Origin of the sequence: Okeania sp. KiyG1, assembly GCF_014132355.1 — a bacterium.
Classification (GTDB): domain Bacteria; phylum Cyanobacteriota; class Cyanobacteriia; order Cyanobacteriales; family Microcoleaceae; genus Okeania.
On the sequence record NZ_BLZO01000174.1, the window covers coordinates 1 to 18293 of the forward strand.

Consider the following 18293-nt stretch of genomic DNA (forward strand, 5'->3'; position numbering starts at 1 on the left):
TATAGAATCCCCGATCGTATCTTTATAGGCGGTATGTGCTTTTCGCAGAAGTCCGACCCGACGACTGAGGAGTGAAGACCGAAATTCAGGAACGAGAATAGAGGAGGCCTGCAGATGCGACTAACGTCGTCGCGGAGTCGCATCTGCAGGCAACCCTAGCAAGTTGAAATTTGCTTCCATCTCCTCACAGTCCCCACATTCCCCTCCAGGGAGGTTAGGGTGGGTCCCCACAGTCCCCACATTCCCCTCCAGGGAGGGGTTAGGGGTGGGTCCCCACACTCCCCACACTCTCCCTATATTTTTAAATAGATCCACTCAGGGGTTCTATAGAAGGGGAATGTTACCCCTCCGCGCACCTTTCGGTTTATAGAAACCGGGGATGTTTTACCCAAGTAGGGGCGATTTCCTACGGAATACTTCCCTACGGGATGCTACGCAAACGTAAACGCGTTTGCGGAGCATGACCTTAGGAAATCGACCCTACAAGCTAAAAGCTAATAGCTAGTTACTTTTATAGCTCTTTGCGTAAGGAACAGGGAACAGAGAATAATTGAAGTTGACAAGGTAATTATTCTATGTTAAAAAAGGTGGAAATTGGGAAAATCACAAAAGTGTTTTCTTCCAAGATGTTGAAAAATCTCTGATTTCAAATAAACTCAAAGTATAAAGAAAAGTCTGTGAATTTCCAATCAGTCATAGCCACCTTAAATCAGTTCTGGAGCGATCGCGGCTGTCTCATCGCTCTACCTTATGATACTGAAAAAGGAGCAGGTACAATGAACCCCCACACATTTCTGCGGGCGATCGGTCCTGAACCTTGGTCAGTTGCTTATGTCGAACCCTGTCGTCGTCCTACTGATGGGCGTTACGGGGAAAACCCCAACCGCTTCCAACACTACTACCAATATCAAGTCCTGATCAAACCTTCTCCTAATAACATTCAGGATGTTTATCTAGACTCCCTCCGCGCTCTGGGTATTCGCCCTGAAGACCACGATATTCGTTTTGTAGAAGACAACTGGGAAGCTCCTACTCTAGGAGCTTGGGGAGTAGGTTGGGAGGTTTGGCTTGATGGTATGGAAATTACGCAGTTTACCTACTTTCAACAATGTGGTAGTATAGATTGCCGACCAGTGTGCATCGAAATTACTTATGGTTTAGAACGTCTTGCCATGTATCTCCAAGAAGTAGATGCGATTACAAAAATAGCTTGGACTGATAAGGTAACTTATGGAGACGTTTATCTTCAAGGAGAAATTGAACAATGTACCTATAATTTTGAGGCATCTAATCCTGAGTTTTTATTTACGCTCTTTGGTCTCTATGAAAAAGAAGCCGAACAATTAACAAAACAAGGGTTAGTCTTACCAAGTCTTGATTACGTTCTCAAATGTTCTCATAGTTTTAATTTACTTGATGCTAGAGGGGTAATTTCTGTCACCGAACGTACTCGTTACATTGGCAGAATTCGTAATTTAGCACGCCAAGTCGGTCAACTTTATTTACAACAACGGGAAAGTCTTAACTTTCCATTGCTAAAACCTAACTCAGAAGGTCAGGCTAAAGCAGCAGCTTAATGAAGTCAGAAGTAAACCCACCCCTAGCCCTCCCAGGAGGGGAAGTCAGAAGTAAACCCACCCTAGCCCCTCCCAGGAGGGGAAGTCAGAAGTAAACCCACCCCTAACCCTCCCAACCCACTCCCTAACCCCTCCCAGGAGGGGAGGGGAAGTGGGGGATTTGAGCAAGCCTCCAAAATCATTTAGTCTGAAAAGGCGGGGTTGTGCGACCCAATTATAGCAGTGTACGCTGGTATATTTGCAAATTGCAGGAGGTGTCAAATCGCTAAAATCTTATTATATTATTGGCATTTTTTTCCCTCCTATTGCCTATTGCCTGTTGCCTGCGCACAGCGCTTTATTTTGATAAACTTAAACTTTGAACGAGAAAGCAAAAACTACTACCAGAGAAAGAAATGGAAATCAGAGAATATTTAGAACCAATAGCTGACATCTTCCGCAATTTCGGTACGCCAGAACCAATTGTACATTGGGGACATCCATTGATGATGGCGATCGTTGTATTTGTTATGGGTAGCTTTGTGGGTTTAACTGGATGGCGTAGAAGAGTAATTACTGATGAAGCTATAGCTGTTGAAAGTGCTTCTAATCATCGTAAGATGGCACCATTTATGTTTTTATTTATGGCATTAGGTTATACGGGTGGAATATTATCTCTAGTGATGCAGGAACAGCAAATATTTGAAAGTCCTCATTTTTGGACGGGTTCGGCAGTATTGGCGTTACTGGCAGCAAATGGTTTGATCTCCCTGACAAAATTTGGTGGAAATCAAGCTGTATTGCGTACTACTCATGCTTACCTTGGTAGCATCGCACTGTGTATCATGTTTGTTCATGCAGTGTTAGGTCTAAGACTTGGTTTAGCTATCTAAATTAGGACTTACCCATGAGGTACAAAAAACTAGGACTTGAGATTGCTTCCCTATGGGTCGCAATGACGGAAATACCTTGAAGTGCTTCAATAATTGATAATTGATAATGGATAATTGATAATTACCTCTCCCTAAAACGGATAGGATTGAGTAAAAGGAAAAAATTTATTCTCTTGGTCGATTGGATATGGCGCAGGTTTCCTCGCCATCCCTCGACCGCTTTTTTCCCTTGAAAGGGAGGCTTTAAACCTGAACTATTTAATTATTTAATTATTTAATTATTAATTCTGCGGTAATATCAAGTAACATTAACAGGACTTACGCACAGACACTAAATCCAGTGAGGGCGAATGCCATTTGCGTTCTGCCAAGCTCCGAATGGCGCCTCTACAAATGGCGTTTTCAAGGTTGATTTGCGTAAGTTCTGATTAATTAACCGCAATGTAAGGACGTTGCATGCAACGTCCCTACCTGGCTAACCTAAAATAATTTTGTAGTCTATTTACAGTGAATTGCGCTGTAACTGAATATGTAGGGGCGAATATTGGCTAACGCCAAGCTCCGAATTGCGTCCTCACTCGATTTAGTGTCCGTGCGTAAGTCCTGTTAGATTTAATAGCTTTATTCAGCAAAACCTTTTCTTCTTCCTTCTTTCTTCTTCCTTCTTCCTTCTTCAATAAAATATGAATCAAGCTGTAGCGATCGTCATTAGCCTAGCTTACATATTGGGGCTAGTATCTACCATTGTTCCTTGGGGTATATATGGTATGCTAACTGTGGGCTTAGTCTTAGCAATTATCGTACAACAAGGATACCGACAAAACTTACGAAGATCGACTAAAATCATAGCCACTTCTCAGCAAAAAATTAATACTGAAGACTTACTCAGAAATGGTCAGCTTCCAGATTTAATCTCAAAAAGAACGAGAAAATCTCTGCTAAATTCAAATTGGTTGTGGATAACTGCAGGAGCGGTCGCTTTTCTTGCTAGTTTTTATTTTTTAGCCCGAGTACCCCAACCATCAACAGATGACATTAGTAAAATAATTCCCGTTGATGGTGACTCCCAACAACAAGTAGTTACTGTTCGTGGAAAAGTGCTTTCTCTACCCCGCAAGACTCGCTCAGAAAAAGCCCAACTGTGGCTAAATGTCGCTCAAGTTAGTGAAATCGTAGGTACTGATGGTTCGGCTAATGTACACCAAGATGTTACGGGTAAACTTTATGTCACAGTTCCTCTATTACAAGCAACAGGTGTCTATCCTGGTGAGGCGGTAGCAATTACTGGATCTTTATACAAACCATCACCAGCAACTAATCCCGGAGGGTTTGATTTTCGTGCCTACTTAGCTAGACAAGGTGCTTTTGCTGGGATTGCAGGTTATAAACTCACCATCACTAACCAAGAAAGGACTAATATTTGGGGATTAAGTCGGATACGACAACGAATTATTCGCTCTCATGTAAGTTCTTTGGGCGTACCAGATGGTCCCCTTGTGAGTGCAATGGTATTAGGACGTAGAGCTGTAGATTTGTCTTATCAATTACGAGACAAGTTTGTCAAAGTAGGGTTGGCTCATGTATTAGCAGCATCAGGTTTTCATATTTCCTTAATTTTAGGTGTGGTGCTGACTTTGACTAAAAGCTTGCCTCCAGGAGCAAGATTTAGCTTTGGCATCCTAACTTTAATTATTTATGTTGGTTTAGCAGGTGTTTCGCCTTCAGTATTACGAGCAGCACTCATGGGGTTAGCTGCTTTGATTGCCATCGTTTCCCAACGTCAAGTTAAACCATTAGCTTCTTTAACTGTGGCTGCAACTTTTCTACTATTAATCAATCCTTTATGGGTTTGGGATTTAGGATTTCAGTTGAGTTTCTTGGCAACTTTCGGGTTGTTGGTAACAGCGCCACCATTAATGAAACAGTTGGATTGGTTGCCCTCTGGTATTGCATCTCTAGTTGCTATTCCGATCGCTGCTTCTATTTGGACTCTTCCTCTGTTACTGTATGTTTTTCATGTTGTATCTCCCTATACTATTTTTGTGAATATTATTACTGCACCTTTGGTTGCGGTGATTACACTGGGTGGTTTTATCAGCGCCATTGTGGCTTTGATTTCTCCTTATGTAGGTAGTCTTATTGCTGGAATATTGTTTTTTCCAGTCAGGGTTTTAATAGGGATCGTAAATTTTTTTAGCGCGTTGCCAGGAAATCAAGTGGCGGTGGGTGCTATATCAATTTATCAATTGGTTGTGCTTTATGGGTTGATTTTTGGTATTTGGTTGTGGAGAAATAGACGGTCAGAAGCGAATCAGAGAAAAAAGAAAAAGTTTTCTCTAAAGTTTTGGCAGTGGGGTGTGATTTTAGCGATCGCCATCATTATTATTCCTCTTTGGTATACTCGAGCTTCTGTGTTTCAAGCTACGATTCTTGATTCATCTGAGGAACCAGTGTTTGTGATTCAGGATGGACGGAAAGTAACTTTGATTAACTCTGGAGATGAAAATACGGCCAGGTTTATGGTTTTACCATTTTTACGCCAGCAAGGTATTAATAGAATTAATTGGTCTATTGCCCTTCATTCTCAAAAAGGTTTGAGTCGTGGTTGGTCAGATATTTTGAATACTTTGAGAGTGAAGATATTTTATGATGTGGAAGCTGATGATGAAAAGAATTATCAAACTAACAATCAACCTGTTCTAGATGCTGTGGGAGCTAGTCGGGCTGATTACTTTACTCTAGTAAATAATCAAACTGTTGAATTGGGTTCGATACAGATGAAGTTAATTAATTCTGAGACCCCAATCGTAGAATTTATGATGCATGGCCAAAAATGGTTATTATTGGGAGAGGTGAAATTGCCCGAACAGAGTCGGTTACTAGCGGCAAGAAGTTTTCCCCAGACTCAGGTGCTTTGGTGGTCTGGGAATAAGTTAAATCCAGAGTTGTTGAATATTATTCGGCCAAAAGTAGCGATCGCTTCGTCTAATTCTGTCCATCCAGATATGGTGGAACTTTGTCAGAAAAATAATATTCTTCTATTTTGGACTGGTCGTGATGGTGCAATTCAATGGACTCCTGCTACGGGCTTTCAAACTACTTTAGAATCGGATAAGGTTGACAGTTCTTTATTTTGAGAAGGGAGTAGGGAGTAGGGAGTAGGGAGTAGGGGAGTGGGGAGTGAGGGAGTGGGGGAGTAGGGGAGTAGGGGAGTAGGGGAGTAGGGGAGTGGCTCACACGGATTATGGCACGGATACACGGATACCGAAGTCGTAGGGGTGAATGGCATTCGCCCGTACAGGAGTAGGGGAGTGGGGGAGTGGAGAAATGTCCGCGCTCTATTTGCGTAGTGCTATGGATTCGGGATTTTTTACAAATCAATTCAGATTTGCTATATACTATAAAAATGTGTATTTTCTGAAGATCGAAATTTAATTATCATTTTTGACTTTTAAATTTTGACTTTTGACTTTTTATGGAGAGGTGGCAGAGTGGTCGAATGCGGCGAACTCGAAATTCGTTGAAGGGTGACTTTCCGTGGGTTCGAATCCCACCCTCTCCGTTTTAGTTGAATTTATGGGCTTGATATCACATCCGTTTATTCGGTATAAAAAAATGCGTGCTGGTGCATTGCATTATTTTTGTTAGGAGGTACGGCAGTGGGAACATCTTGCTCCTGTGCCAAGCTTCCCTTCTTCCTTGTATACCATTAGTATGCAGGACTACCAAAAAATGTTCTCTTCACGAGCGCCATTACCGAATAATTAAGGTTTAAAGCCTCTCCTTTAAAGGAGAAAAAAGCGGTCGAGGGATGGCGCAATTCGGAGCGGCTCTGATAAGAGCGGGTCTCGGAGCCATATCCATGAGACCAAGAGAAGAAAAAATTATCCTTTTTAGTCAATCCTCTTCTTTTCAAGGAGAGGTAATTATTCATTATTCATTATTCATTATTCATTATTCATTATTCATTGTTGAACAAATCTTTCTTGATATTCCCCTCCTGGGAGCAGTAGGGGTGGGTCTCCACACTCTTTATCTGTAGGAAAATGTAGGAGTTATCCCTATTTTTGTTAAAAGCTATAGCGCTAGACAAATAAGCCTCAGACATTTATAGAACCCCTAAGCGTATCTTTTACATTGATTTTCCTTTCTACAACATTCGCGATCGCCCTCACTATACTATTTTTAGTTGAATAAAAAGTCATGCGTATAGCCGAGCGAACCCTTATAGTTGATAATATATCACAAAAATTTTGAGGATGCAACCAAAATTCCTTTGGCGCGCGATTTTTCAGGAGTCTCATAAAATGAAAATGTTGGTAATTTTCCACTGAAGAGGTATGGATGGAAAGATTCGGTCGGGGAAAAACAAATCTTTTTGAAAGCTTCGCACAATGAAAATATTTCTGGTATTGCTCCTGGAAAAAATTCCTGAATATTTTGATTGTCTCTTAGTTTTGAACTTTAGTTGAATAAAAAGTCATGCGTATAGCCGAGCGAACCCTTATAGTTGATAATATATCACAAAAATTGTAAGGATGCAACCGAAATTCCTTTGACGCGCGATTTTTCAGGAGTCTCATAAAATGAAAATGTTGGTAATTTTCCACTAAGTAGGGTTTGCTGAAAAAGTCTTGTAGCAGGGGGAGGAGAACCGAGTCAGGAGGACCGAGTCAGGAGAAATGGGTCGGGAGCGAGGAGGTAGGAGTAACAATTGTAAGAGTGATTTTTCTGCCATAGTCAGCCCAGAATACTAGCTTTTTGAGCGTTTTTAACTGAAACAGGCGCACTGCAATCAGACCCTAAAAATGCTCAAACCTTTATATATCAAGACTTTTATAATTAATCAGCAAACCCTAAGTAAGGAAGTATAGAGCCATCGGGAAAAATCTGATTTTAATCTTAAAAGTAGAGGTACTGATAACTGATAACTGAAATGACCTCTATTCGACTCCCGACTCGTAACTCAAAAACTTAATCCCAGGCAAAAATACTAAATGTCTATAAATTCGGATGCGACCCCGCGACGACGTTAGCTTTAGCTCCTCTGGAGGAGGCTAGTCGAAAGCGGTCGGAACCTGGGGAAGTTTTGGAGCCATGGGAATGCCGACTCCTTCCTGTGTTTAACTTTTAACTTCTGACTTTTAACTTCTGACTTTTGACTTCTGACTTCTGACTTTTAATTAACCACCTATACCCAACTGACTAGCTAAAGCAGGAGTTAAAGGAAATAAAGTAGCGATCGCCACAAACAAAGCTAACAAACATAAAGTAGCTCGTAGATCGTCAGGTTCGATTAATTCATTTAAACAAGGGCGTTCCAAATTTCGCTGCAATACCAAAATAATAATCGCCCAATATAATGCTAAAGGATTAACCAGAGAAGCAATAACTAAAACCACAAAAGTGAAAAATGTTGCTCTACCTGCTACTTTCCGAGCATAAATTGCCTGAATAATTCTACCGCCATCCAACTGACCCGCAGGCATAAGATTTAGCGCTGTAATTACCAAACCCAGCCAACCGATAATTGCTAGTGGGTGAACATCTACTAGATTTTGATTTACCGCCGAACCTAAAATCACCCGTGCTAAAGTTGCCACTAAAACAGAAGCTCTGAAAAATTCCGATGGCATCTGAAACATACTACCTTCGTGGGAAAGCAACAAACCCACCAATAGCATTGCCAAAGAAAGTATTCCTCCAGCAGCAGGTCCGGCAAAAGCTACATCAAACAGCACTTTCCTATTCGGTATCGCTGACTCGAAACGGTTAACAGACCCAAAACTGCCAATTTGCCAAGCTGGGAGAAAAAATGGCCAACTAAAGCGAACATTGTGACGTTTTGCCAAGACTTGATGGCCGAATTCGTGAATACCTAAAACTGCACATAAACCAAGTGCAATGGGTAATGCTTCTGGATACCGTGCAGGTTCGTTAAAAAAGTCAAACCCTAATAATAAACCACCTGCTTCTAAACTGGTGGCAATAGTAGCGATCGCCAGCACAACTGCCAGAATTTTTTGGGATGTAGTAGCAGGTTGAGGGTCATTTTTGCTTGGTAAAATGATGACTACTGGTTTACCTTCAGGACTTTCTAGTAGAAATAGTCGGTAGCGATCGCCCAGTTTTTCTTTTAAACTGACTGATAACTTAGTATGGACTTTTTCTATATCTCCCCGTAAATTACCTTTGAAAATAGCTCCTTCTTGATAAGGAATAGTTTCAGTGGTGAAGAAAGTATCGATACCAAAAATATCTTTAATTTTCTGGAGGTCTTCACTAGGAATAGGGAGAAATTCTGGAGTTTGTTCTTTTTGTGGTTCAGCGTTTGCTATTTTATCCTGGGTTGGTTGAGCTTCTTCTTGATTGCTAGATAGTTGTGAGGAGTCACCTATAGTTTTGATATTGGGTTGATTTTCTGCATCTTTAGCTGCTATTGTTCGTAGCTGTCGTCCCAAGTATATATATAATCCTGCACAAGCTACGAGCAAAAATAGGACAAATACTAAGTTAAGATAAATTCCGGCAGCAAATAGAGCAAAAAATAGTAGCCAAGGTGCCATTAATACTACTGATTGTAACCAGGCTAGAATGCCTACTCTACCATAAGGTCTTGCTCTGTTGTATCCCCAACCGAGAATTCCTAGAGTTATTAAAGCTACTATTACTGTGGTTATGTTTTCAGATATGTTATACATAATTGTATGTGCAATTCAAAAATCCAAGATGGAATGAAGTAGGTTTTCTATGATATTTTTGCGAACAAAGGAAGGAGTTTTATGATTAAAGTTATTTGTTTTTCATACTTAATTTTTCAGGAATTTAATCAAAAAATTCTAATTACAGTAGTTATTTAAACAGTATTTTATTAATTAAGGTTTAATTTCAACCTAACTAAGTATTGTTAGAAAAAAATCTTTTGACCCGATTAATTTGTTACCCAAAAATTCAGGTATAAAGCCTCTCTTTATAATTAATAATTAATAATTAATAATTAATTATTAATTATTAATAATTATCAATTCAATAGTTTTCATGCTCCACTATCCATTATCAATTGTTAAAGACGTAATTATTCATTATCCATTATCAATTAATGAACCCATCCTCTTAATTTATAAGAAGAGGTAATTCTAAATTCTAAATTCTAAATTCTAAATTCTTATCACTCTTGTATGAATGTTTCTGTAGTTCCTGTATCAACATGAACATAACTGCGATGTTTAGCAGATGTATAATTTGGATTGAGTCTAATTGCTTGATTATAATCAGCGATCGCCCCCCAATTATCCCCTACTTTTCGCAATACATTTCCCCGTCGGTAATAAGCTTTTGGATGAGTTGCATCTAATTTAATTGCCTGATTATAGTCATCAATTGCTCCTTGATAATCTTCTAATTTTTCTTTAACATCACCTCTATAAATATAAGCATCTGAGTGACGTTTATCTATATCTATTGCGCGGTCGAATTCTGTCAAAGCCAATTGATAATTTTGTTGCTCGTATTCTTTTAATCCCTTTTGATAAAAATAATTGAATCCTAGCTTTTCATTGTTATTTTTTATTTCTGTAGTTTCTTCAAATTCAGTTTTTTTTCCTTTGAATTTTCTATTTTTTCTGTCTTTTCTTCAATATTAACTAATACATTTTTGAGAGAATTAGCTACTATCAAGCTTCCAGCAACAGCCTCTTTTCTTGCCCATTTATCTGTAGCTAAAATATCATCTAGAGTTGGATTTTTCTGATAATCTGACTTATGCTTTTCACAGACATATTCAATCAACTTAGGAATATCCAAAAAAGGAATTTTTTCTTCTAAAAATAATGCCACAGCTTGTTCATTTGCCGCATTCAAAGCCGCCGACATCGAACCACCTATACGACCTGCAGCATAAGCCAATTGAATACAAGGGTATTTCAAATTATCAGGTTCCTTAAAAGTCAAACTACCAGCTTTAACTAAATCTAATTGTTTCCAATCAGTATAAATTCTTTCGGGCCAAGATAAAGAATAAAGTAGAGGCAAACGCATATCTGGCCAACCCAACTGAGCTAAAACAGAAGTATCTTGTAACTCAATTAAAGAGTGAATTATGCTCTGAGGATGAATAACTATATCAATATTGTCATAATCCAATCCAAACAAATAATGAGCTTCAATAACTTCCAAACCTTTATTCATCATTGTGGCAGAATCAACCGTAATTTTCCGACCCATTGACCAGTTAGGATGTTTAATAGCATCTGCCACTTTTACACTTGATAATCTCTCAATTGGCCAGTCTCGAAAAGCACCACCAGAAGCAGTTAAAATAATTCTGCGTAAACCCTTTTTAGGTACACCTTGAAGACATTGAAAAATTGCTGAATGTTCTGAGTCAGCAGGCAACAATTTTACTCCATATTCCTCAATTAAGGGATTGACAACTGGGCCTGCGGCGATAAGTGTTTCTTTATTTGCCAAAGCAATATCTTTTCTGGCCTTAATAGCGGCGATAGTAGGTAATAAACCAGCACAACCGACAATACCTGTGACTACAGCTTCTGAGTTACCATATCTAGCAACTTCAATGACACCATCTTGGCCTGCAAGTAATATGGGTTGAGGTGTCAGGTCAGCAATGGCCTCTTTTAACTCTGTAAATTGGGATTCATCGTTAATAGCAACAATTTCAGGGGAGAACTGCCGTACTTGTTGGGCTAACATTTCGACGTTGCGTCCAGCAGCTAACCCAATAACTCGAAATTTGTCTGGGTTTTGAGTAACAATATCTAAGGTTTGAGTACCAATGGAACCTGTAGATCCCAAGATTGTAATTGCTTTCATAATTTTTTTGAGAAATTTGTCCACAATTCCACTATACGATTCATTGGTGATTTTGTGTTAAGAACAAGGTTGCCTGGGCAATAGATTTTAGTTATTCAGATTTTGAATATAGAACCCATTTGACATCTCCAAGGAATCGAAACTGTATCGTGAATTTGCTTATAAGGATTTCCTGGTTTTACCTGTTCTATTGCTGCTAACTGTGCCTTTAAAACTAACTGATAAATAACCTTTTGTTCTGGTATAAATTTTCCACTTATGGGAAAAGTTAGATTCAACAATTAATAATTAATTATTAACAATTACCTCTTCTTTTCAAGGAGAGGATTGACGCAGAGCGTGAAATTTTTCTTGTTTCTCTTTTAAAGGAGAGGATTTTTATCTTAATTATATCATGTCCGGTAGCATCGGTCTTGTATAGAGAAGGTAAGGAAGAAGGAAGAAGCTTTCAGAGAAGGAAAAATTTTACTTATATGGCGGTAGATATTTCCCCAACTTTTACACGGGACTATACCAACGGACATGATATTATTCAGTAATATCAGAATTATAATAATTGTAAGCAGCTCCAGCATCAATTAATAACAAATCATTATCTTGCATTTGCTGATTATTTTCTATGTAATGAAGTTAGCACCAGAAGCAACAATAGAAAGATAAGCAAGAGTAACTCCATGACGAGAAAATATATATAGGACTTATATCATGTCCGGATAATTAGTGATAAAAAAACTTTCTCTTTCAACTCCAGTTATTCTTCTTACTTCTTCCTTCTTCTTTCTTACCTCCTGACTCCTGACTTCCCCTCCACGGTCGGGGTTAGGGGTGGGTTGACTCCTGAGGACTCCGTCGTTATTTATTTATAACTGTTCAACCGGACATGATATTACGCATTACAACATATTTTCGTCATTGCGACCTATAGGGTTTGCGGAGCAGTCCGGAACGGAAAGCAATCTCAAATCCTAGTTTTTCATACCTCATGCGTAAGTTCTGATATACTCCATTTTGGCTTGAATTTGATATTCAAACTGCCCCACTTCAGCAAACTTCATCCCATGATTATGATCATCAACAGCAATATCAGCAGCTTTCTGCATTTATTCTAATTCCGTAGCACTTTTAACAAGACGCATCGGGTGTAAAATTATCCCTGCATCTTGAATAGCTATTGGTGGAAGGTTCTCAATATCAATATATTTCACAGCAAACAAAAGACTCCAGAGCAAAAAACTTAAAACTGTTCATTTTTGTTCATTTGTTTAACTGTTGCCATCATTTCTCCTTAAAAGGGTAAACCAATAATCGCAGGAAGAAAATAACGAGAAGTGCATAATAAACCTAAAGCTGCTCCTGTAGCTTCTCCAAAATAAGGTTGATAAAATAAAATCAAAGCAGCATCACGAGTACCTACTCCAGCAAAAGTAAGTGGCAATAAACCAGCTAAAATTGCCAGAGGAGATAAAGCTAAATTAGTCAAGAAAGGAACATCTGCTTTTAGAGCTAAAATGAATAACCAGATTTGAAATAAATGTAGAAACCAAATAAAAATAGAAGTAGTAGCAACTTTAATTAATTGTCTTTTATCCTCCCAGAAATAATCATGCATTTGCAACCATGATTCTTTTAAATTCTGTAATTTTTTTCCTATTTTTTTAGGTAAAATATTAATCCCAATGTCAAAAAAACTATAGCAATTTTTCTTGAGCCTAAGAGAATTAAACCTAATATTAAACCTGCTCCTACTCCTATAGTCATCAACAAGAAAAGAGAATTTTTTTCAGGATAAACTATTAAGCCAAATACACACCATAAAAGTAGTGATAACAGATCGCAGGCTTTTTCAAAGACTACTAAAGAGAGAGATAGAGTACCACTTAAATGTCCTCTATCTTTCATAAAATAAGCCTTAGCAATATCACCCATTTTTGAAGGTAAAACCATATTCAAAACACTAGCACCTAAAATCAAACGATTTGCTTCCAGAAAATCTAAACCGCTGCCTTTAGGCATTAATTGTTGTAATCGCCATGAGGTAAATAAAGTAATGGGAATTACCATGGCTAAGGATAAAAACATGATTAAACCATCACAATTCGCAAAAACTTTTGCCAAATTTTGTAGGTCAATTTTAGAGTAAATAATTAATAGAATAGCAACGCTTACGGCAATAGAAATATATTTTTCATTGGATTTATTAAATGATTAATTATTGCTATTTAGTTACCGAAAAATTCAGGTATAAAGCCTCTCCATTCATGGAGAAAAAAGCGGTCGAGGGATGGCGGAACGCGTTTGCGATAGCATTCCGTAAGGAAAAGCGATTCTGATAAGAGCGGGTCTCCTCGCTGTACTCCAATCGACCAAGAGAAGAAAAAAATCCTTTGATCCAATCCTCTTATTCATCAGAAGAGGTAATTCTAAATTCGCGCATTCTAAATTCGCGCATTCTAAATTCTAAATTCTTGAATTATAATTTTCTTTCTAATGTTAAATTTTGCTTGGGTTCAAGTTGTTTTATTTGTGGAGTAAGATCGAACCAACGTTGTAGTTGTCCTTCTTGAAAAGTTCGACTCATAACTACATATATAGAAGTTTGATCGCAACCTATTCCCCCTGCAATAACGGAATCCCATGATTCTGCTGTTAATTGATCGTAAACAACCCAATTACCATTATTCCATTGTAAAGAACGATAGAATGCAAAAGGAGCATTTTTCTTACCAGTAATCAGTATTTTTTGCAGAATTTTACGGATTAAATTTGGGAAAAAACGTCCTAATGTAAACATAACTATTCTTAAAACAATTAAATTAAAGCTAGTCATTTGTTTTTGTTTTGCCCAACCTAAAGAACCTTGAATAATAATTTCATTTTCCCCTAGTTCAATTTTGTAACGAGAACTCACTAAATGAGCTACTGCATTTTTGACTTTATTTTTGTCTTGGATTAAAAGAGAAAATTGAGTATCAGAAACAATTAATTTATTGTCACGAAATAGTTTGAATACTCCTCCTTTATTAAGAGCAAGATAAAGTTCAGTATTTTCCCTCCTATCTATTAAAATACCTCCTTCTTTTAAATGAAATCTTCCCTGAGGGCGAGGGGATAAATTAGGTCTAACTTCAACAAAATCACGCCAAGCTAAGAGATAATTCCAAGTATGATGTCCCACTATATGATCGTCCGCATAACAAGGATTTAATCCTTTTTCTAAACCTTTTAAAAAGCGATCGTTAATATTCAATGCTTCTGGCATCCATTTGCCCACTAATTCAAAGCCATAGGGAAAGAAATTATAAGTATTACGACTGGTATATTCTCCACCATAAGAGCCATCTGGATGAACAAAATGACTAGCAAGAGCCACAGATTTCGCTAAAGCTCCTTTTAGATCGATATTAGGATTAAGTTCATAAATCCATGCTAAACAAGAGATAGTTAAAGTATGATAACCAGGGTCGCATCCCTCATACTCTTGAAACCAACCTTCATGGTTTTGCCATGATAAAACTTGTTCTAAACGCTCTTGTTTACTTTGATTCCATTTATCAGTTTTTAATAAATCAGAAAGTAACTCTAAGCATAAAACAATTAATGCTTGATGATTTGTCAGTCTGCCACTTTCTTGATGATGTGCTAACCAATTAGCTCTTTTTTCAAAAAAATGTAAAGCATTTGGATTATCTAATTCCATTAACTTATAACTTTCAATACAAGCTAATAAAGAAAATGCTGCTGCTCCTCCTGCTCTTTCAAAAGGAAAATAATCATCACAAGAACCATCTTTATGAGCGCTTTTAGCAGCAAATAAAATTCCCGCTTCTACCCAATCTCTAATAATTTCTTGACCATAAAAATGATTTTCAGGAATGTTGGTTTTATAAGCTAAAGCGAGAGGAAAAACAAATTCTTGGCTCATTCCACTGGGAAAATCTATAATTTTATACTGCCAAAAATTGCGATCAAAACAGCCATAGTTGTAGCTATGAACATTTCGATCCATTAAAGTTAATATTTTAGGTATTTGAGCGATCGCCTCTTGAGCAAATAAGTTACGATTCATAAATTTTTCTGGCTTTAAATTTGTTTATAGTTCTATATTTTTAACTTGATTATTAAATCTCTTAAGATTAGATAAACGCTTTTCTTCTGTTTTTTTAATTAATTGTTCTATCCCGGCAATTTCTTCTGGAAAATTTTTCTGATAAATTTTTGAATCATTGCGGATTTTAGATAAATGAGTCTCAATATTATCTTGATTAATTAAAACACCAAAATCTTGAGGATATTCATATTCATCACTTTTGGGTAAATTTAAAATTTTCACCAAAATCTTTTCACCAACTATTTTCTTATAATGAGATGACTCTATAAAATATTCCATTTGATTTTCACTATCCAGAGGCGGAACAGTTTCCATGGTTATAGTATTATAGCCACTGAAATCCCATAAATTAATTGGTGGTTTATCCTGATTTTTTCTTGACTGTTCAGCAATAATTCTAACTAAGTCTCCCTTCCAGTCCTCAAATTGAGGATTTAATCCCATCAACCGAATTGTTTCTAGCTGTTTTGCATGAACAGGAGATATAAATAGATATAATTCAATATTATGTTTATAGCAATACTCAATTAAATTATTAAAATCTTTTAATCTTTCATCACTTAATTCAAAACCAGCATATAATGATTGATAAATCATGTTTTGAGATAAGATTCGCCTAAATAATTCTCGATGCTTGAGATTTGGTAATTCCCTATTTCTTGTACCTAGATCGTCGTAATAATTAGCTTTATTTCCTCTATAATTAAATTTTAGAGTATCAATAGATGATTGTAAAGTTTCCAGAGAAAGTAAGTCAGGAATACTGCTAATAAAAACATTTTTATTAGCGAATCTTGATTCATTAAAGTCACCACTAACAGTTATTTTTTATTAAAAGAGAAAAATCTAACCCTAATATCACCGTTTTCAAGCGGGAGTTTTTTCTGGTTCGAGCAAAATCTATAATTTGGTGAAGTTCATAGATTCCTGCTGAAGGTAATCCTGCATTGTATGCTTTCTTAGAACCAAAAACTTGAGAACGAGGATTTAATCCATTCTGTACCCTTGATGTTCCTAATAAGAGAATTTCATAGTTACCTTGTTCAATATCAATACTCTTAACTTTACGCATTCCTTGTTTTTCAATCAAAGGTTTTTCTTGGTTAAAATACTCAATGTTGATAATCCGATAAATTTTATAAGGATCTACTAATAGATTGATAGTAAATACGACTGTTAATTGAGAAAGAACAACTACACCAAATATCTTTAAAAAACGAGAATAAGCTTTCATTGAACTATCACCTTCAAATTATGAATAAAATAATAACTTTCTGTAGATAATTTTCATTATTAATTGTCTTTACTTTTTAATTGATTTCTATCTATATTGATAATACAATCATTACTTAAGTTTTGAAAATTAGAGTTAGAATCTTTCTTGACTAATATTTGAGATTCATTTTCCACATTTATATGTTGAATTTGTTTAGAGTAATTTTCATTTAATAAAACTAATAAAGGATACTCAAAAGAAGAATTTTGAAAAGTCAACCCTATATTTTTGCATTGATTTGATTCTACTCTCACAACTTCATCTAAATAAAATTTTTGATATTTTCGTTGAGTGTTAAAATACTGTTCTATTCTTGAGCTTTGAAAAATATTGTTCTCCCCAATTAATGGTCTGACTGAATTAAATAGAACCCATTTGTAAGAAAGAAATAAAACAAGTATCGCCAATAAATAGCTTACTTGTTTCGGTAAAGATTTAGAAAATACAAGAGCTACAAAAGGAGAAAATAATATAAATAGAGGTAAATGTAATCGACAACGATAAGGAGACCATGTTATCAGACTTGCGAATAAAACAAAACCTAAAACTAGAACTATCCCATATTTAATCAAAAGTTTATTTGTCCATATTTTTTTATTCAAAGTTAATACAAACAGAGACCCTATTATTAACAATAAATGCAAAGGATTACCAGCAGTATCTTCATAAGTAGATAAGCCAGGAACATAAAATTTTCTGGCCTTAGGGCTAATTAAAGCTGGATCGTTTAAGTCTATTCCTAAGAATCCGTGAATAATTTCTAATAGTTTATTAGTTAAACCCGTAGTAGGAGAAATGATTTTTCTAATTGTAGATTCCTGACAATATCAGCATGCAATGATAAATTTTTTAATATTCCTGAAATAGAAATCAATACACCGAACTCTTTATTTTTTTCTCCCGTCGCCGCCAATCCTAATACCGAGTCAAAAAGAGCATAATTCCTTAAATAATGTCCTAAATTAATGGCTAATACTATTAATAAAATAATAACTATAGGTTTAATAGCTTGCCACTTTAAATTCTTAATCCCCCACAACAATAACCAAATACAAAATGGGAAAGCATAAATATAAGCCGTACCTTTTGTTAAAATAGCTAAACCTAAACTAAACCCTAAAAACAGAATATTACTTTTAGATATACCGTTTTCCAGGGTTGTAAATGTAAAATAAACAAAACAAATTAACCAAAAAGTAACTACAAGATCGTTATTAGTACCAGAAGCTTGTAGAATTCCCATAGGAATAGTTACAGCAAAAACACTAGCCAGAATTTGAGCGCGAATATTACCACCTAACTGCTTGGCCAGAATAGAAACACCTAAGACACTCATTACCATGCTACACCACTGAATCATATTCACAAAGCGATCGCTTTTGTTGAGAATTTGAAAGTGAGCCATGGCAAATTCTGACCAAGGATTTTGATAGAGATGAAATAAATTATAGGTAGGATAATGAGCGACAGTATGATTTTGAATCCAATAATATATACGAGGTAAATGATACTCCATTGAATCGGAGTGATTGGGTGCAGCAATTATTGCATTTATACCAATTAAGAACACAATAATTGTTATACAGGTGAGCAAAAGTATTAACATTGGTGATAATCCCAGTAAACTT

Annotated in this window: 14 protein-coding genes, 1 tRNA gene and 1 pseudogene; 5 read left to right on the forward strand and 11 right to left on the reverse strand. The window is 36.5% G+C overall.

Annotated elements, in window-relative coordinates; all coding sequences use genetic code 11:
- Positions 1–677 precede the first annotated feature (677 nt).
- From glyQ to SAGCYANO_RS38355, 4 genes are all read left to right on the forward strand, one after another.
- Positions 678–1577: a glycine--tRNA ligase subunit alpha gene (glyQ, locus tag SAGCYANO_RS38340; RefSeq protein ID WP_202224823.1), complete on the forward strand. Its 900-nt coding sequence runs from the start codon at positions 678–680 to the stop codon at positions 1575–1577.
- A gap of 395 nt (positions 1578–1972) precedes the next feature.
- Complete coding sequence (locus SAGCYANO_RS38345) at positions 1973–2449, forward strand: DUF4079 domain-containing protein (RefSeq protein WP_202224824.1); 477 nt, start codon at positions 1973–1975, stop codon at positions 2447–2449.
- A gap of 683 nt (positions 2450–3132) precedes the next feature.
- Positions 3133–5586 (forward strand): ComEC/Rec2 family competence protein, encoded by a 2454-nt coding sequence (locus SAGCYANO_RS38350; RefSeq protein ID WP_202224825.1) that lies wholly within the window; start codon positions 3133–3135, stop codon positions 5584–5586.
- A gap of 340 nt (positions 5587–5926) precedes the next feature.
- Positions 5927–6011, forward strand: a tRNA-Ser gene (locus SAGCYANO_RS38355).
- A gap of 1621 nt (positions 6012–7632) precedes the next feature.
- Here the strand turns inward: SAGCYANO_RS38355 and SAGCYANO_RS38360 are convergent.
- From SAGCYANO_RS38360 to SAGCYANO_RS38375, 4 genes are all read right to left on the reverse strand, one after another.
- Positions 7633–9150 (reverse strand): site-2 protease family protein, encoded by a 1518-nt coding sequence (locus SAGCYANO_RS38360; protein ID WP_202224826.1) that lies wholly within the window; start codon positions 9148–9150, stop codon positions 7633–7635.
- Positions 9151–9617: 467 nt separating this feature from the next.
- Positions 9618–9938: a tetratricopeptide repeat protein gene (locus tag SAGCYANO_RS38365; RefSeq protein WP_202224827.1), complete on the reverse strand. Its 321-nt coding sequence runs from the start codon at positions 9936–9938 to the stop codon at positions 9618–9620.
- A 77-nt stretch (positions 9939–10015) separates the two neighbouring features.
- Positions 10016–11281, reverse strand: coding sequence for a 1-deoxy-D-xylulose-5-phosphate reductoisomerase (dxr, locus tag SAGCYANO_RS38370; RefSeq protein ID WP_202224828.1), 1266 nt, complete (start codon positions 11279–11281; stop codon positions 10016–10018).
- 95 nt (positions 11282–11376) lie between these two features.
- Entirely contained in the window at positions 11377–11562 is a 186-nt protein-coding gene (locus SAGCYANO_RS38375; protein ID WP_375340076.1) for a M24 family metallopeptidase, read from the reverse strand.
- Positions 11563–11694: 132 nt separating this feature from the next.
- Between SAGCYANO_RS38375 and SAGCYANO_RS48565 the strand changes: the two genes are divergently transcribed.
- Complete coding sequence (locus tag SAGCYANO_RS48565) at positions 11695–11820, forward strand: hypothetical protein (RefSeq protein WP_255502867.1); 126 nt, start codon at positions 11695–11697, stop codon at positions 11818–11820.
- On the opposite strand, the gene SAGCYANO_RS51080 is transcribed toward SAGCYANO_RS48565, so the two are convergent.
- The 7 genes and pseudogenes from SAGCYANO_RS51080 to SAGCYANO_RS38410 all read right to left on the reverse strand — a co-directional run bounded on the left by SAGCYANO_RS51080 (position 11810) and on the right by SAGCYANO_RS38410 (position 18271).
- Positions 11810–11884, reverse strand: coding sequence for a hypothetical protein (locus SAGCYANO_RS51080; protein ID WP_375340077.1), 75 nt, complete (start codon positions 11882–11884; stop codon positions 11810–11812). The genes SAGCYANO_RS48565 and SAGCYANO_RS51080 overlap by 11 nt on opposite strands.
- Before the next feature lie 682 nt (positions 11885–12566).
- Positions 12567–13426: pseudogene (locus SAGCYANO_RS38385) on the reverse strand (lysylphosphatidylglycerol synthase transmembrane domain-containing protein).
- Between the two features lie 325 nt (positions 13427–13751).
- Positions 13752–15347, reverse strand: coding sequence for a hypothetical protein (locus tag SAGCYANO_RS38390; RefSeq protein ID WP_202224829.1), 1596 nt, complete (start codon positions 15345–15347; stop codon positions 13752–13754).
- A gap of 24 nt (positions 15348–15371) precedes the next feature.
- A complete protein-coding gene (locus tag SAGCYANO_RS38395) occupies positions 15372–15986 on the reverse strand; it encodes a hypothetical protein (RefSeq protein ID WP_202224830.1) in 615 nt (204 codons plus the stop codon).
- Positions 15987–16203: 217 nt separating this feature from the next.
- Complete coding sequence (locus SAGCYANO_RS38400) at positions 16204–16623, reverse strand: hypothetical protein (RefSeq protein ID WP_202224831.1); 420 nt, start codon at positions 16621–16623, stop codon at positions 16204–16206.
- Between the two features lie 59 nt (positions 16624–16682).
- Positions 16683–17237, reverse strand: coding sequence for a hypothetical protein (locus tag SAGCYANO_RS38405; protein WP_202224832.1), 555 nt, complete (start codon positions 17235–17237; stop codon positions 16683–16685).
- A 203-nt stretch (positions 17238–17440) separates the two neighbouring features.
- Entirely contained in the window at positions 17441–18271 is an 831-nt protein-coding gene (locus SAGCYANO_RS38410; protein WP_202224833.1) for a glycosyltransferase family 39 protein, read from the reverse strand.
- Between the last annotated feature and the right edge of the window lie 22 nt (positions 18272–18293).

Bases quoted from the DNA above. Each gene is read 5' to 3' on its own strand.
- SAGCYANO_RS38345 (WP_202224824.1), top strand. From the start codon at position 1,973: ATGGAAATCAGAGAATATTTAGAACCAATAGCTGACATCTTCCGCAAT.
- SAGCYANO_RS38350 (WP_202224825.1), top strand. From the start codon at position 3,133: ATGAATCAAGCTGTAGCGATCGTCATTAGCCTAGCTTACATATTGGGG.
- SAGCYANO_RS38360 (WP_202224826.1), bottom strand. From the start codon at position 9,150: ATGTATAACATATCTGAAAACATAACCACAGTAATAGTAGCTTTAATA.
- dxr (WP_202224828.1), bottom strand. From the start codon at position 11,281: ATGAAAGCAATTACAATCTTGGGATCTACAGGTTCCATTGGTACTCAA.
- SAGCYANO_RS38390 (WP_202224829.1), bottom strand. From the start codon at position 15,347: ATGAATCGTAACTTATTTGCTCAAGAGGCGATCGCTCAAATACCTAAA.
- SAGCYANO_RS38395 (WP_202224830.1), bottom strand. From the start codon at position 15,986: ATGATTTATCAATCATTATATGCTGGTTTTGAATTAAGTGATGAAAGA.
- SAGCYANO_RS38400 (WP_202224831.1), bottom strand. From the start codon at position 16,623: ATGAAAGCTTATTCTCGTTTTTTAAAGATATTTGGTGTAGTTGTTCTT.
- SAGCYANO_RS38410 (WP_202224833.1), bottom strand. From the start codon at position 18,271: ATGTTAATACTTTTGCTCACCTGTATAACAATTATTGTGTTCTTAATT.